Here is a 14,723-nt window from a genome sequence, read left to right on the forward strand (position 1 = left end):
TGGATATCCAAGCGGATATCCATTTTTTTAAACTCTATTAATACATAGTACAGCGGTTGTTTTATAGATTGTTTTGCTGCCTTTTCCGACGGAGAACCAGTCAGTTGCTCCAATCAATCCTTCAATTTTGATTATCTCATCTTCACTAGTAACTTTACCATCTTCAAAGTTACCTTCATAAATACTTTCAAGATAATATTTATCACCATCATCACTGAAACGTGAAGAAGAAGATTTCCATGCAGTAATGTATGAATTATCGGTAATAGGAATAGAAGTGCCGTTAATAAAATCAATACTTAGTTTCATAATATTCACTCCCCTAGTTTTAAGTCCAGTATAACAAACATTTGTGGTTATTAGACCTCATCTCTAATAAAGGTAAAACTGGAAGATTAATTCAAAGTTATTTGAAGTCGTTCGATAAACAATTTAGCAACCTTTGATTGGACGGTATTTTTTTCCCAAACTACGGTAATCGGCTCAGTTAGTTGTGGTGTAAGTGGGCGAAAGGTTAGTTCACTTTGTTCAGAAGTGTCTATCAGGTGATCGAATGATATTATGTATGGTCCGTTATTTTCTACCAATAAGTTCGCATTAAATACTAAGGTAAAAGTACCTATGATTTGAATTTGAGATTCGAAATTACCCCACCAACTTTGAAAACGTTGAGCCTTCATTGCTTGTTCTGATAGCAATAGTGGACGATTGATTAAATCTTGTGGTTTTATTTCACGATGCTTAGCGAGGGTGTCAGTATTTTTCATAATAGCTCCCCAGTGGTCATGTTCTGGCAGTTGTAGGTGATGATATTGTTCAAGTGGACGTTCTCCCATGATCACGGCAAAATCAAGAACTCCTCTTGCTAGTTGTGCCTCAGTTTCCTGTGCATTACCACTGCTCAGATGGATTTTCACATCAGGGTAGTCTTGGATAATATTACTGATGACATTCATAATTCGTTGCATCCCGATACTTTCACCGGCACCGATTGCTAGTTCACCACTGATCACCTGGTCTGCTTTTATATTTGCCGTTGTTTTGTCAGCCAGACTAATCATCTCAAGTGCTCGTGCTTGTAGATATTCTCCTGCTGAAGTCAAAGTGATTTGACGATGACCACGGATAAATAGGGTGGTTCCAAGTTCGTTTTCTAATTCTGATAGTTGCTTTGATAAGGCTGGTTGCGAAATCAACAATTGCTCTGCCGCACGTGTGATGTTCTTCGCCTGTGCGACTGCTAAAAAATATCTTAGAACACGTAATTCCATTATCTCATCTCCAATCATAATTAAAAGTTATGAATGGGTATATTTTATAAGTATTTCACATTGGATACAAGCGATATTATACTAGGTCTTGTTCAGTTGAGTAGGAGATGAGGATAGACGAAATGAAAGAAAAATTGAGCACGATGGACGAGCGTCTGATTGAGCAAAACCAACGTTTGCTACAACATTTGAATACTGAACGTTTATGTCGTGGAGAAGATAGACAACTGCTTAGTGAGATTTTTGGTCGTACGTTAGACGAAACCAATCAGATCAAGATTCCATTTTATACTGAATATGGTCGAAATATCAAAATGGGACGTAATATTCAGATCGGTCGCAGTGTGACTTTGTCGGATTTTGAAACCATTCAAATCGGCAGTGACGTAGAAATTGGTTCGGGTTCAATGATACTGACGTCAAGTTTTCGCATGAATTCTCAAGGACGACCTACTCGCTGGTCAGCACCAATTTTAATTAAAAAAAACGTTAAGATCGGCGAACAAGTTATTGTTCAACCAGGGGTCTCTATTGGTGAAAATACTGTCATTTTAGCAGGTACGATAGTAAGTCAAAATATTCCAGCAAATTCATTTATAAAAAATAACTAACTAGTGAAGGGATGGAGAAAATGGATATTGAAAATAAGGTCATTATAATTACCGGTGCATCCAGTGGTATCGGTGCTGAGTCAGCACGCCAATTAGCTAAGCAACATGCCAAGCTGATCATTGGAGCACGTCGACTTGATAGATTAAATGAAATAAAAGCAGAATTTCCAGATGAACAAATTTATACGAAGCAAGTTGATGTGACTAATTTTGATGAGGTTAAAGGATTGGTTGACTTAGCAATCCAACAATTTGGTCGAGTGGATGTTTTGTACAACAACGCTGGTATCATGCCGATCAATGCTTTGATCAATGGTGCTAGGGATGAATGGCAAGATATCTTAGATGTCAATGTAATGGGTGTGTTAAATGGTATTGCCGCTGTGTTACCTACGATGGTAAAACAACAATCAGGACATATTTTGGCTACGGATTCTGTAGCAGGACATGTCGTTGTTCCAAATTTTGCAGTCTACAATGGTTCTAAATTTGCTGTACGTGCCATCATGGAAGGATTGCGTCAAGAGCAACATCAAAATCACATTCGCACGACGGTTATTTCACCGGGTGCAGTTAAAACTGAACTTTATAAATCAGTCAATAATCCTGAGAGTAGACAAGCTGAAATTAATACCGAAAATAATCTAGGAATAGATCCAGTTCATATCGCTCAAGCGGTCGTGTTTGCAATATCTCAGCCAGATGATATTGATGTTAACGAAATGGTAATTCGCCCAGTCGAACAAGATATTTAATAATTAATATAAAAATATAAGGAGTTTTAATATGAGTAAATTAGCAAATGACACACGAGTTTTTAAAATTAATCCTGGGATCGATGTACAAAATGTTCGATTTTCTAATCGCTATGGTTTTAATTTAGCAGGTCACTTATATTTGCCACTGAGTTTTGATGATCAACAAAAATATTCTGCAATCGTGATTTCTGGTCCCTTTGGAGCAGTTAAAGAACAATCGAGTGGGTTATACGCTCAAACACTAGCCGAAAATGGATTTGTCACTTTAGCCTTTGATCAATCTACTACTGGAGAGAGCTCTGGGTCAGTTCGTAACGTTGCATCGCCAGATATTTTTGTTGAAGATTTCTCAGCTGCAGTTGATTTCATTGGCTTGCAAGAATTTGTTGATCGTGAACGTATTGGTGCTATTGGTATTTGTGGTTTAGGTAGTCACGTATTGACGGCGGCCTCGATTGACGTTCGTATCAAAGCAGTTGCTACTTCAGTTATGTATGATATGTCAGATTCAATGTGGAAAGGTCTGAATAATTCTAAGACCGTCGAACAACAAAAAATCGAAAAGAACTTTTTAGCCGCACAACGTTGGCGTGATGCAGAAAAGGGACGACCAGCAACTGGTCTTCACGAATTGCCATTTGATAGTAATAACAATCCCATCGAATCGGAAAAACTATTTTCTGAAGAATTACCAGCTGATGCAGATCCTGTAACGACAGAATTTTTTAATTATTACCGTGGAAGAGCATTTCATCCTCGTTCTATAAATTCTGCAGCAGCATGGACGGCAACGACACCACTTAGTTATTTTAATTTTCCACTGCAAGCTCATATTGATCAAATCTCACCTCGTCCAGTATTGATCGTGACTGGTGAAAAGGCTCATTCACGCTATATGGCAGAAGAATCATATGAACGTCTAAATGATCCTAAGGAATTAGTTATTGTTCCAGGTGCTACTCACACTGATTTGTATGATCAAATGAACTTGATCCCATTTGCTAAATTTACAGATTTTTTCAAGGATAATTTATAATCGGATTCAGAAATATATCGTAAGAGACTTTTAAAGAAGTCTCTTTTTATTTTGTGATTTTTTAAAGAACACTTGTAAATGAGAACGTATGTTCGTATAATGAAAAATAAAGGATGGTGATCGAGATGGAAAGGATCGTTCCACGCGATAAGTGGTTATACAACGACCGTGGTATGGCCAAGTGGATGGGCTGGTTATTAGCTGACCACAGCGCCTTTTTAGAAGAGCATCGATCGACACTATCACATCAAATTGGAGTGGAGATGGATACGCCAACTATTACTGATTCTTTGTGGCAATCATTCAATAATTCTCAGTACGTGACAATTCAACTAAATATTTTGAATAATAACAATTACGTTCCAGAACTCAGAGGGATTGTTGCTGGATTTGATGGCAGTCAAGTCTTTTTATATTTAGAAGATGATAAAATCAAGTCTTTTTTTATAGAAGAGGTACGCCATGTGGAATTATTAGAGGCTGAGAAGTGGTGGGATCAATGACAACTCCATTTGACGATCCTAGTCGTCTACCAGTTCGAGATATTTTGTGCATTGATTGCAAGTCTTTTTTTGCTAGTACTGAGGCGATTCGCAGGGCAGAATATCCACTAGCCTCTAAGATTGCTGTTATTTCACGTGAAGAATCTAATGGCGGACTAGTATTAGCAGCGTCTCCGGATACAAAGAGAGACTACGGTGTTAAGCTGGGAAGTAGGAAGTACGATATTCGTCCAGATATGGATATTGAGCTAGTTTCTCCACATATGAGCGACTATGTTGCGTTAAATTACCGAATCAATCAGATATTTCACCAATTCACTGACGAGGCACATTGCCTTATCTATAGCATTGATGAGGCTTTCTGTGATGTGACTAAGAGCCACAGCTTGTTTGGAAGCACTGAAGAAATCGCCGCTAAGATACAACGCAAGGTCTTCAACGAAACAGGGATCGTAACAACTATCGGCATGGGTCCTAACCCACTCATGGCAAAGTTGTCATTGGATAATGGCGCCAAGGAAAAAGCACCTTGGAGAGCCTATTGGGGATATGAAGATGTCCCTGAAAAAGTTTGGAAAATTAAAACATTGACTGATTTTTGGTCGATCGGTAGTAAAACGGCTGAAAAATTGGAACATTTAGGAATTCATTCGATCTATGACTTAGCTCATTCTGACAGGAAGGTTCTCAAAAAGAAATTTGGTGTGTTAGGGGATGCGCTATATTTTCACAGTTGGGGTATCGATTATTCTGATATAGCTAGACGATATGTCCCTAGAGCCGATAACAAAGGCTACGGTAATGGTCAAGTGTTGATGCGTGACTATGCAAAAAAAGATGACATTGAGGTTGTTTTGTGTGAAATTGCAGATCAAGTGGGAACGAGATTGAGAAAGCATAATGTTTTAGGCGAGGTGGTCGGAATACAAGTTGGATTCTCAAAAACCAACGCAGCTGGTCAAAAGGGTTGGGGCGCACAGACAACGATCGATCCGACTAATTCGACTGATGACTTGATTAGAACGGTCAAGTATTTGTTTGAAAAGAAATGGCAGGGTGAGGCGTTGCGTAATCTCAGTGTTCGTATTAATAAGATCAGCAAGATGAATAAACTTCAAATGTCGTTGTTTGAGGATGAAGCGAGAACTGAAGCTAACTTACGTTTGGAACATACTATTGACCAAATCAGAAGCCGATACGGATACAAAGCAATTGTCCGTGGATATAGTAAAAAAGAAGCTGGGACTGCGATTCGAAGATCATCCTTGGTCGGAGGACATCAGGCATAGGACAGTGATAATTTGTTAAAAGAATCGAGAGAGCTAATAAATAGATTTGATAAATTTTTTTTGAGAAAATATCATTGGCGTTATCATCTGATGATCGTCGATAACCATTTATTTGATTGTTATGGTTTCTTTTTGCAAGCGAAAAAGACCAACGAACAGTTAGTCCACAGTTATGATTTATTACAAATACCGCATGATAAAGAATTGTATCAACAGGTTTTAACTGACTTAAAAAATCACACTGAATTAAGAATAGTTTTTAGAGATACACATCATTTAGTACACCCCGGAGCAGATGTCACTGAGGATTTAACACATGGACACGGAAAAAGTACAAAATACAAGTAAACTGAAAATAAATAGACATATTATCATGTTAAATAGTTAACTTGCATCCGCTTCCATAATCACGAAGGTTATATTTAACTAGTTATTGCGCTTGTTAAGTTTATATAATTGTAACCGTTTTACCGAAAATTCGTTAAAATATTTGACAAATTTATGAAAACGGTTAATATTAAGAACTATTAACTATTAGAGGAGGTAAACAAGATGAAATATCAAGTAACTTTGAACACAGATACACAACTGTTTACCGTTTACGAGAAAAACAATACAAATGTTTTTGCTAGCGGTAAAACAATTGAAGAAGCTGTTGGCAAACTTCAAAAAGCTTAATTTTTAGTCTGCTAAAAGCATGTATATCAAGAAGTTGGAGGTTCTTACCTTCAATTTCTTTTTTTGTATTTATTAATGTGTGGCAAAGTTGTATCGGTTATCTTTATGATATTAGCTGAGTTTGTAGTTTTAATAACGAGTTTAGTTTTGTCATATAGACGCTATCATAGCTTTTCTGCTAAAATTTAATTATTGAATTAATGGCAGGTAATATCATGGAGAATATTGAGATTCGAAAATGCACGATCAATGATTTGGAAGAACTACAAAGTATAAGTCGGCAGACATTTACAGAGACTTTTGGTCCATACAACACATCTGAACATATCAGTGAATATCTGGAGAGAGCTTATAATTCAGAGGTTTTAATGGCTGAACTTCAAGATTCAACTTCAAAATTTTACTTTTTGATTTTTAATGATGAACCAGCAGCATACGTTAAATTAAATTTTGGTAATAATACATTAGGCTACGAAGCCGAGGCAGGTAGCATGGAATTGCAACGGATCTACGTCTTAAAAAAATATTATCGACATGGATTCGGCAAAATACTGTTTAACAAAGCTATTCAAGATGCTAGAGATAGGCATTCTACCAATGTCTGCCTAGGCGTGTGGGAACATAATGATCGCGCACTGGGATTTTATAAAAGCATGGGATTCCAAAAAGTCAGTTCACATACTTTTCATATGGGAAATGCTGACCAAACAGATTATGTGCTAAATATGAAATTAGATTGATTGTACTTATTGTGAATATCAATTCGTAATTTTTGACAAAAAAAAATAATGATAGTACCTTAATGACAGATAAATAAGTGATGACGTTCACTTATAATACGAAGGTATTGATGACGTCTGGAGTTCCTTAATGGGATTTCAGACGTCTTTTTTTGTACAAAACGGGAGGAGTGTTCACGATGTTCAACAGTATTCTGTTCACTAATATAGATAAACAACCTAAAGAATTATCAAAATCACAGGCACAATTTCAAGATTTGAATTTGGAAGATTTAATTAAATCAATTCAAGATAGCACACATTTTAAGATTCGACCTTTCTGCTACCAGCCGCTAACTAATCTAGGAGATTTGGAATATCGACAGGCTGTCTTTACGGATTTAAATAATCCAGAGATTTTAAAATCAATAGATAAATTCACCACAGTGATGATTTCACTAGAAAAAATCAGAGCCAAGATTGAACGCTTGGATCCTAAAGTCTACAAACAAGAACAATTATTTTCGCTGATATATCATCAGCAACAAGCAATAGACAAATTAGTGTCAGAATTAACACAGCAAAAACTGGATTCGCAAGCACTGCAAAAATTATTGAAGTATTTGAGCGATTATCAAGACCAACTCGATACTAAAAAATTACGTCAAAATTTAAAAATTATCGCTGATGATTTAAAAAAAGTTAATTATCGCTTAGAAATACAAGGACATCATGTTTTAGTACAGAGCAATCCTGAGATTAGGGAAACGATGACAAAACATTTTAATGACATCTTCAATGTTATTTTTGAAAATAAAGACCAAATCACAACACCAGTGGAATTAGAATCGATACAAGGTGAGTTTGGTATCAGCAATCTCCAATCGTCGATAATTCAGTCACTACCAAAAGTTTATCCAGAACAATTCACTAATCTAGCAAACTTTTATCATGATTATTCTAATTATCGAGTTGCACTGGTCGATCAAATCGTACAGGAATTAGAATTTTATTTAGCTTTCGTTAAGATAGAACAAAGTTTAAAACCGTTAAAATTTGTTTTGCCATATTTTATTAGTCACGGTGATGAAAAAATTACTAATAGTTTTGACTTTAATTTGGCATTAAAAGCCAAACAGATCGTAACTAATGATTACTGCTTACCAGCTGGCAGCAGGTTTCTAGTCATTTCCGGACCTAATCAAGGTGGAAAGACTACCTATGCTCGTATGATAGGGCTGGACTATTACTTAGCTTCGTTAGGAGTTCCGATTCCTGGTAGTAAAGCTCAAATTTTTCTAAAGAACAAATTACTGACACACTTTGAACGTCAAGAATCAGCTGAGAAATTAACTGGTCTATTAGAGGCAGATGTAGAACGAATCCATCAAATCGTAGAAGAGGCAGATACAAGAAGCTTTGTAATAATGAACGAGTTATTTTCATCTACAGCTGAAAAAGATGCAATCAAATTAGGTAATGAAGTGCTGAGTCGACTGATGGATAAGTCTTGCACTGGTATTTATATTACTTTTGTAGAGGAGTTGGGTAAGCATCCACAAGTCGTTCCCATGATGAGTCAAGTCGATTCTGATACTAAGCGAACTTACAAAATAATTCCGCAAGCTTTAAATAACAACGCCTATGCGGATACGCTATTACAAAAATATCATTTGAGTTGTCAGAAAATTGAAGGGAGGATATAACCATGAGAGTACAATTGATTTCGTCTAATAATTTAAAAATCCAAGAACTGACAAAGATTCAAAAAATGGTCTATGAGGATTTAGAGTTGGCCCCGATTATCAAAATAATGTCAAAAGATGATGAATACATTCGTCAAACGGTTTTAAGTGTTCTCTTTGATCCTATTCAAGATGAAACTGAATTGTTATTCCGCCAGACGGCAGTTAGGGATGCGATAAATCACCCAGGACTGATCAAGGAACTGTATCAATTGGCTAATGAGGTATATCGAGAGGCTAAGGAAGAGAGCTGGGGTTTTGTTACGGGTTCACCTTCATACCAAGTTTATAGCAAGGCTCGTCTCATCAAACTTTACCTGCAGAAGATAGATGAGTTAAAGAAATTAGCAAAACCTGATTTATCAGATAATTTCACACAATTCTTTCAGCGCCTACAAGCTATTTTCACTCCCGAAAGAGAACGTTCGATGGCAGAAATTTTATCAACGCTTTTGAGTCATGACAAATATTCATATCCGGCATCACTGAGCTATGACATGCTGGGTGAGATACACGAATTGGATTATCATAAACCTGAGAGTAAATTCCACGAGGCCTTCACTAATGTAGTCGCGCATTATCAGAAGGACATCGCTGATTTTACGATCGGAGATAGAGATGATAATAGCAGTCAAGCATTGGAGCGTAACGAGAATCATGCTGAATCGTCATTGGCCGTTTCATTGATCAATTCAGAATCAGAAATGTCCAACTTTTTTGAAGAACTACGGAGAGAAACATCGTTTTTGTTGGGAGTTATTAATCTTTATCAGGTCCTGCCAGATAGTATTTCTTTGAGTTATTTACGATTTACAGTATCCACAAATATCAGCGACTTGCGTAATTTGGTATTGGTAGTGAATCAAAACGATGTAGTGCCGAATGATTTCACAGATTCTAAATTACGATTGTTGATCATTTCTGGAGCTAATCAAGGAGGTAAGACGACTAGTTTACGTAGTCTAGGACAGGCTCAATTATTCGGCCAGGCGGGAGTATTTGTCACAGCCCGTACGTTTGAAACACCAGCCTATACTGCGATAATGACGCATTTCAAGCGAGAGGAAGACACTAGAGTTACTCATGGGAAGCTTGATGAAGAGTTGTCGCGAATGGATTTATTGATTCAAAATATCAAGCCTCAAGCGTTGATGTTGATGAATGAATCTTTTTCTTCTACTAATGAGCATGAAGGATCCATAATTAATGGACAGATCATGTCGGGTCTAGTTAATAGTGGCAATACCGTTATTGCTGTAACGCATCAGTATGAATTTTCTGAATATCTAAGACTGAATTCGGGGATAGTTCCTATTTATATGCGGGCACAGAGATCGGACGATGGGTCACGTAATTATAAGATTCTACTGGGCAAGCCTAGACAGACTAGTTACGGTCTGGATATTTTCAATCGTGTCTTCTATCAGGAATAATAGTTTTTATTAGATTATTTCCGATGAATTGTTGCAATTGCAACAGAACTACATTAGAATATATCTATTAATTTTCAAAGGTAGATAGAAGGTGGATTGTTGAGTGATATCTTGAGACCGATCGGAGTAATTGCGAGAGCGTTAGATTCAATAAGTAATATTGAATTCAAAGAGATTGATCTGACTCGAGGTCAGTATTTATACTTAGTCAGAATATATGAAAATCCTGGAATAATCTTGGAGCGGTTGGCAAATCTAATCAAAGTGGATAAAACAACAGCTGCTCGGGCAGTACAAAAATTGGAAAAGAATGGTATGATCGAGCGACGAAGTGATGAGACCAACAAAAAAATAAGGTTGATCTTTCCAACTGAAAGAGGTAAGAAAATTTATCCATTTATTATTAGGGAGAATGATTACTCTAATTCAGTTGCCCTTGAAGGATTGACTCTCGATGAACAGGATCAATTGAGAAAATTACTATTAAAGGTTGAATCGAATGTCGCATCAGACTGGAATTATGTGAAGACTGGTCATAAAAGGAATTATTAAATAATTGGAGGGTTTGTTTTGGAGAAACAAGTAATTGTAGATAAAGAATTTTGGGATTTATTTCCTGAAGGACAGATTAGTATTTTAACATTGAATCAGATCGATAATACGGTTGACGAGAGTGATGATCCATATTTTGCTGGATTATTGAAAGAAGCTTCAAAAGAATCACGCAAGTTTTTGCAGGAAGAGACCTTTAGATTGAACCCAGTCATTGATGAATGGCGTGAAGCATTGCGTAAGTTCAAGACTAAAAAAGGTGCTCGTTCGTCAATTGAGGCTTTGTTGAAACGTGTTGATAAGGGGAATGAATTTTCACCTATCAATCCGTTAGTTGACATCTATAATAGTGTTTCTTTGGAATTTGCTTCACCTTGTGGTGGTGAAGATTTAGAGAAGATGGATGGCGACTTGCATTTAGGAATGGCTAAAGGTGGAGAGTCATTTAAGCCGTTGGGAGCGGAAGAAGATTCACCTGCTCTTGAAGGCGAAATTATTTATTACGATAACACCGGTGCAATTTGTCGTTGCTTAAATTGGCGTGAAGCTCAAAGAACAATGTTGACAGAAGATACTAAGAACGCCGTCATGGTTATCGAGTCTATCAATGCTGTTCAAGCTAAGCGTGCTGATGAGGGCATTGAGAAGCTCAAGGAATTGGCTGATAATTATTTTAAGATTGATGGTAAGATTCAAAAATTAACAGCAGATAACCCTAATGCAACCGTAGAATACTAAGCTGATGATGGCATTATAAAAACTATAAATAGTTAAATATCCGTTTATGTCAAATTGCTAGTGGTTACGGTTTCAACTTTCCCGTATAGTTATTGCTTGTAAGGAATTCTTGATTATATAAATACCCCTAGGATCGTTTGTTTTCAGACGATTCTAGGGGTGTTTTTTTGTATTGAGGTGAATTACTGGATAAAAAAAGAACATCGATCCAATCGATGTTCGAATGCCATGCAATCTTAAATGTATTTTTTTCGTGGCTCACGTTGGCTCAACTTTTTTGTAAATTCGTGATAATCAATGATAAAACTAAAATCAATAATACTGATTTATCAACGATTTTGGCGCCTCGTGATACCTAGTGAAACTCTAAAAAGCGAACTACGAGGAAGATACCCTCAATGGTCAAAATGCCTTAATAGCAATAGGTACAAGGGCTACAGCCTGTTAAAATATATCCGTGACACACCCGTGACACACTTTAAAAATTCACAAACTTTGCGAGGTTGTTAACAGTATTCATTTGTGTTTTATTAGATATGTGCCAATAAACTTTCATGATTTGGGATGTATCGGAGTGTCCAAGTTGAAGTTGAACAGCTTTGATACTTGAACCAGATTCAAGCATGAGGGAACATGCTGTATGTCTGATTCCGTGAATGTTAATACGTTTTAACTTTTCGTCATGATTTTTATTGTATGTATTTATTATGACCTGTAACCATTTATTGATTTTAGTTAAGCTCAATAGTTCGTTGTGTGTGTTAGGGAACAATAATTGATCGTTTGAGCTATCAATATTATAACCAAGGACAAACATTTCTTTTCTCAATTCTTTAAGCCACTTTTTTAAAACTGAACAAGTTTGACTATCAAGACCGATAGTTCTAACAGACGTTTTAGTTTTAGGTGTAGAAATAATAGGTTTATTATCTATTCCACGACTTACAGTTTTATTGATGGTTAAAGTTTTATTATCAAAATCAATATCGTTGATCTGCAATGCTAAGAGTTCACCTTTTCTCATTCCGGAAAAAAATAAAAGTCTGAACATTGCTATGGCTTTTTGATTATGGTCGGAATAAGTTTTATATAGTTGGTCAAAGAACATAGCTGTTTCTTCCTTAGTCCAAAAATTAGCTGGTTTATTAACCACTTGTTGTTTTTTCTTTGGCATTACAATTAAGCTCATAGGGTTATCATAGATAATCTTTAATCTAATGGCTTCTTTAAATACAAGATTCGCATAGTATTTAACCATTTTGAATGATGATAGTTCATTAGACCACTTATTAACCGCTTCCTGACACATGGGAGTGGTTATTTTTTTTATCTTGAAACTTCCTAGTGAAGGCAAGATGTGGTGCTTAAAAAGCCCCTCAACACGGTTTAACGTACTTTCCTTGACAGTATTCTTATAGGACTCAAGAAAATACTGATAAACATCTTTATACCTTAGATTTTCATTACTAGAATATCCGTGATTATCAATTTCTGATAATTTGGCGTTAAGAAATTTTTGACATTCGGCTTTAGTTTTAAAGCCACGTTTAGTTGTTCTCTTAACCCTTTTAGTTAGTGGATCAATGCTGCTAGGATAAATACATCTCCACATTGACTTGCCATTTTTTAATGTATATTTTGTTATTGTTGCCATATTATTACTCCTCATTACAAGCGTGGGAGTGCAAATTATGAGAGTAAATCAGGCATCACCTCCTTAATTTTGGTAAAAATAAATAAGCCTACTTGAGACTTAATTTATTTTTGTGTTAATTACTGAATTTGACCCTTCCAAGTCAAGTCATTAAATTTAACTGTTACTTCATTGCCTGAATGTTTTAGTCCAACACCAATTCTTAAATCAGCGTTTTGTCCCTCTGAAAGGGTATCAGGTACACCATTATCTCTGTTAGATGATTGAGTGCCAATTGTTCCGTTGGAATCTGCAACAGATAATTCTGATCCATCAAAATCATCCAGTGGAATGTCTCCCTTAACAGAACTAACAGTATAATTAACAATTACATATTGTTGCATACCTTCGTAATTACTTGAAACGTCAACGACCATACTATCGCTTGGATCAACCTTTTGAACAGAATTAACAGTCACATCAGCGACCATATCACCATTTCCAACCATATCGCCTTTACCAAAATCCATTGGTTTAGAGCTTGAGGATTCAGATTTAGTAGATACTTTTTTATCCGCATAAGGATGAATAGTAAACTTTTTAGAAATCTTCTGATTATTAAAATATGAGATTATTTTAAATTTACCTGAATTATAAAGAGTCATATCTACGGAACCAGTTTCAGCTACTTTAGGTCCATAAACGGCACCATCAGAAATTCTAATGATTTTATATTTATTACCCTCATTGGTACTAAATTTAAACTTTGCCTTTCCGTCGGCTTGTTGGGTGATATTTTTAGTATCAATACTTAAAGTCGCCTGTTCCTTAGGTATCATTAGGTAGGCAATTGCAATAATAAACACGCCAAGTACAACCCAGAACCACCATTTTTTATATAGTGGCTTTTTTACCTTTTCTTTATCCATAATATAATTTCCTCCATAAATATATATTTAATGAGTTCAGTATATCAGAGGTTAGTAGTATAGCGAATGGCCTTACCTAAAATTCTTACGGGATTATCTGAAGTGATAATAATTGGACTGTAATCTTTATTATCAGGCATTAGCATAATCATATTGCCTTGGTGTTTTACTCTTTTCAAAGTTGCCTCAGTGTCACTATTAACTAGGACTGCAGCTATTTCATCGTCCTCAACTTCTGGTTGCTCTCTAATTAAGACATTGGAGCCATTAGGGATGGTAGGTTCCATTGAATGACCTTTAGCAACTAGATAGAATACGGTACCACTTGGGAGTGAGTCCTCAGGCTCCTCCAAATATCCTTCTATATTTTCTTCTGCAGTTATTGGATCTCCACATGCAATTTCGCCTAGTATAGGAATCATTACAGTTTTATGCTTAGGAGATTGAGAGTTATCGATATTCAATAAATAATCAGGTTCTATATGAAATGCTTTGGCAAAATCATTTACGCGATTTAAAGGGAATTCTCTTGTTCTATTAAAATATCTGGAAACAGCTGATTTAGCCATACCGGTTCTGCGTGCTATTTCACTTATAGATAAATTTTGTTTTGATTTTAAATCATCTAATATATTCATAATTTCATCGTTAGTTCTCATAATTTTCTCCTAAAACTATTTAAATACTATGTTTCCTTAACAGGTTTCTATTATATCATCGTTCCCAAAAGAATACAATATATAGGAATAAAACATCTTTATGTATTTAATTTAGTAAAAAAAGTTGACAAATGAGAACATACCCTTTATAGTAAGTATCGTACTCGAA

17 protein-coding genes are annotated in these 14,723 nt (G+C 35.9%); 12 read left to right on the forward strand and 5 right to left on the reverse strand.

The genetic code is table 11. The annotated features are described in order from the left end of the window. Positions 1-27 precede the first annotated feature (27 nt). Positions 28-309: a hypothetical protein gene (locus AC27FM_RS08180; RefSeq protein ID WP_487087248.1), complete on the reverse strand. Its 282-nt coding sequence runs from the start codon at positions 307-309 to the stop codon at positions 28-30. An 86-nt stretch (positions 310-395) separates the two neighbouring features. Then, positions 396-1,271: a LysR family transcriptional regulator gene (locus tag AC27FM_RS08185; RefSeq protein WP_487087249.1), complete on the reverse strand. Its 876-nt coding sequence runs from the start codon at positions 1,269-1,271 to the stop codon at positions 396-398. A 122-nt stretch (positions 1,272-1,393) separates the two neighbouring features. On the opposite strand from AC27FM_RS08185, the gene AC27FM_RS08190 reads away from it, so the two are divergent. From AC27FM_RS08190 to AC27FM_RS08245, 12 genes are all read left to right on the forward strand, one after another. Then, positions 1,394-1,882 carry an LbetaH domain-containing protein gene (locus tag AC27FM_RS08190; protein WP_487087250.1) on the forward strand — a complete coding sequence of 163 codons (489 nt, stop codon included), beginning with the start codon at positions 1,394-1,396 and terminating at the stop codon, positions 1,880-1,882. Positions 1,883-1,902: 20 nt separating this feature from the next. Further along, positions 1,903-2,637, forward strand: a complete 735-nt coding sequence (locus AC27FM_RS08195) for an SDR family oxidoreductase (RefSeq protein ID WP_487087251.1) — start codon at positions 1,903-1,905, stop codon at positions 2,635-2,637. 31 nt (positions 2,638-2,668) lie between these two features. Continuing rightward, complete coding sequence (locus tag AC27FM_RS08200; protein ID WP_487087252.1) at positions 2,669-3,676, forward strand: alpha/beta hydrolase; 1,008 nt, start codon at positions 2,669-2,671, stop codon at positions 3,674-3,676. Positions 3,677-3,801: 125 nt separating this feature from the next. Continuing rightward, entirely contained in the window at positions 3,802-4,179 is a 378-nt protein-coding gene (locus tag AC27FM_RS08205) for a hypothetical protein (protein ID WP_487087253.1), read from the forward strand. Continuing rightward, complete coding sequence (locus tag AC27FM_RS08210; RefSeq protein WP_487087254.1) at positions 4,176-5,468, forward strand: Y-family DNA polymerase; 1,293 nt, start codon at positions 4,176-4,178, stop codon at positions 5,466-5,468. The genes AC27FM_RS08205 and AC27FM_RS08210 overlap by 4 nt, the downstream gene beginning before the upstream one ends. Before the next feature lie 12 nt (positions 5,469-5,480). Beyond that, positions 5,481-5,816 (forward strand): hypothetical protein, encoded by a 336-nt coding sequence (locus AC27FM_RS08215; protein WP_487087255.1) that lies wholly within the window; start codon positions 5,481-5,483, stop codon positions 5,814-5,816. A 204-nt stretch (positions 5,817-6,020) separates the two neighbouring features. Next, positions 6,021-6,146 (forward strand): hypothetical protein, encoded by a 126-nt coding sequence (locus AC27FM_RS08220; protein WP_487087256.1) that lies wholly within the window; start codon positions 6,021-6,023, stop codon positions 6,144-6,146. Between the two features lie 215 nt (positions 6,147-6,361). Beyond that, positions 6,362-6,886 (forward strand): GNAT family N-acetyltransferase, encoded by a 525-nt coding sequence (locus tag AC27FM_RS08225; RefSeq protein ID WP_487087257.1) that lies wholly within the window; start codon positions 6,362-6,364, stop codon positions 6,884-6,886. A gap of 179 nt (positions 6,887-7,065) precedes the next feature. Next, complete coding sequence (locus tag AC27FM_RS08230; protein ID WP_487087258.1) at positions 7,066-8,571, forward strand: MutS-related protein; 1,506 nt, start codon at positions 7,066-7,068, stop codon at positions 8,569-8,571. Between the two features lie 2 nt (positions 8,572-8,573). Next, positions 8,574-10,043: a MutS-related protein gene (locus AC27FM_RS08235; protein WP_487087259.1), complete on the forward strand. Its 1,470-nt coding sequence runs from the start codon at positions 8,574-8,576 to the stop codon at positions 10,041-10,043. Positions 10,044-10,142: 99 nt separating this feature from the next. Further along, on the forward strand, positions 10,143-10,595 hold the full coding sequence (locus AC27FM_RS08240; RefSeq protein WP_487087260.1) for a MarR family winged helix-turn-helix transcriptional regulator: 453 nt from the start codon (positions 10,143-10,145) through the stop codon (positions 10,593-10,595). Between the two features lie 18 nt (positions 10,596-10,613). Continuing rightward, on the forward strand, positions 10,614-11,333 hold the full coding sequence (locus tag AC27FM_RS08245) for a B3/B4 domain-containing protein (protein ID WP_487087262.1): 720 nt from the start codon (positions 10,614-10,616) through the stop codon (positions 11,331-11,333). A 478-nt stretch (positions 11,334-11,811) separates the two neighbouring features. Here the strand turns inward: AC27FM_RS08245 and AC27FM_RS08250 are convergent, their stop codons facing one another. From AC27FM_RS08250 to AC27FM_RS08260, 3 genes are all read right to left on the reverse strand, one after another. Next, a complete protein-coding gene (locus tag AC27FM_RS08250; protein ID WP_487087264.1) occupies positions 11,812-12,987 on the reverse strand; it encodes a tyrosine-type recombinase/integrase in 1,176 nt (391 codons plus the stop codon). Positions 12,988-13,106: 119 nt separating this feature from the next. Continuing rightward, the gene (locus AC27FM_RS08255) at positions 13,107-13,895 is read right to left on the reverse strand and encodes a hypothetical protein (RefSeq protein ID WP_487087266.1); all 789 of its coding nucleotides are present in this window, start codon (positions 13,893-13,895) and stop codon (positions 13,107-13,109) included. Between the two features lie 44 nt (positions 13,896-13,939). Then, a complete protein-coding gene (locus AC27FM_RS08260; RefSeq protein WP_057892420.1) occupies positions 13,940-14,554 on the reverse strand; it encodes a LexA family protein in 615 nt (204 codons plus the stop codon). Positions 14,555-14,723 lie beyond the last annotated feature (169 nt).

It is taken from the genome of Companilactobacillus sp. y65-5, assembly GCF_057541095.1.

Bases quoted from the DNA above. Each gene is read 5' to 3' on its own strand.
- AC27FM_RS08180 (WP_487087248.1), bottom strand. From the start codon at position 309: ATGAAACTAAGTATTGATTTTATTAACGGCACTTCTATTCCTATTACC.
- AC27FM_RS08185 (WP_487087249.1), bottom strand. From the start codon at position 1,271: ATGGAATTACGTGTTCTAAGATATTTTTTAGCAGTCGCACAGGCGAAG.
- AC27FM_RS08190 (WP_487087250.1), top strand. From the start codon at position 1,394: ATGAAAGAAAAATTGAGCACGATGGACGAGCGTCTGATTGAGCAAAAC.
- AC27FM_RS08195 (WP_487087251.1), top strand. From the start codon at position 1,903: ATGGATATTGAAAATAAGGTCATTATAATTACCGGTGCATCCAGTGGT.
- AC27FM_RS08200 (WP_487087252.1), top strand. From the start codon at position 2,669: ATGAGTAAATTAGCAAATGACACACGAGTTTTTAAAATTAATCCTGGG.
- AC27FM_RS08205 (WP_487087253.1), top strand. From the start codon at position 3,802: ATGGAAAGGATCGTTCCACGCGATAAGTGGTTATACAACGACCGTGGT.
- AC27FM_RS08210 (WP_487087254.1), top strand. From the start codon at position 4,176: ATGACAACTCCATTTGACGATCCTAGTCGTCTACCAGTTCGAGATATT.
- AC27FM_RS08220 (WP_487087256.1), top strand. From the start codon at position 6,021: ATGAAATATCAAGTAACTTTGAACACAGATACACAACTGTTTACCGTT.
- AC27FM_RS08225 (WP_487087257.1), top strand. From the start codon at position 6,362: ATGGAGAATATTGAGATTCGAAAATGCACGATCAATGATTTGGAAGAA.
- AC27FM_RS08230 (WP_487087258.1), top strand. From the start codon at position 7,066: ATGTTCAACAGTATTCTGTTCACTAATATAGATAAACAACCTAAAGAA.
- AC27FM_RS08235 (WP_487087259.1), top strand. From the start codon at position 8,574: ATGAGAGTACAATTGATTTCGTCTAATAATTTAAAAATCCAAGAACTG.
- AC27FM_RS08250 (WP_487087264.1), bottom strand. From the start codon at position 12,987: ATGGCAACAATAACAAAATATACATTAAAAAATGGCAAGTCAATGTGG.
- AC27FM_RS08255 (WP_487087266.1), bottom strand. From the start codon at position 13,895: ATGGATAAAGAAAAGGTAAAAAAGCCACTATATAAAAAATGGTGGTTC.
- AC27FM_RS08260 (WP_057892420.1), bottom strand. From the start codon at position 14,554: ATGAGAACTAACGATGAAATTATGAATATATTAGATGATTTAAAATCA.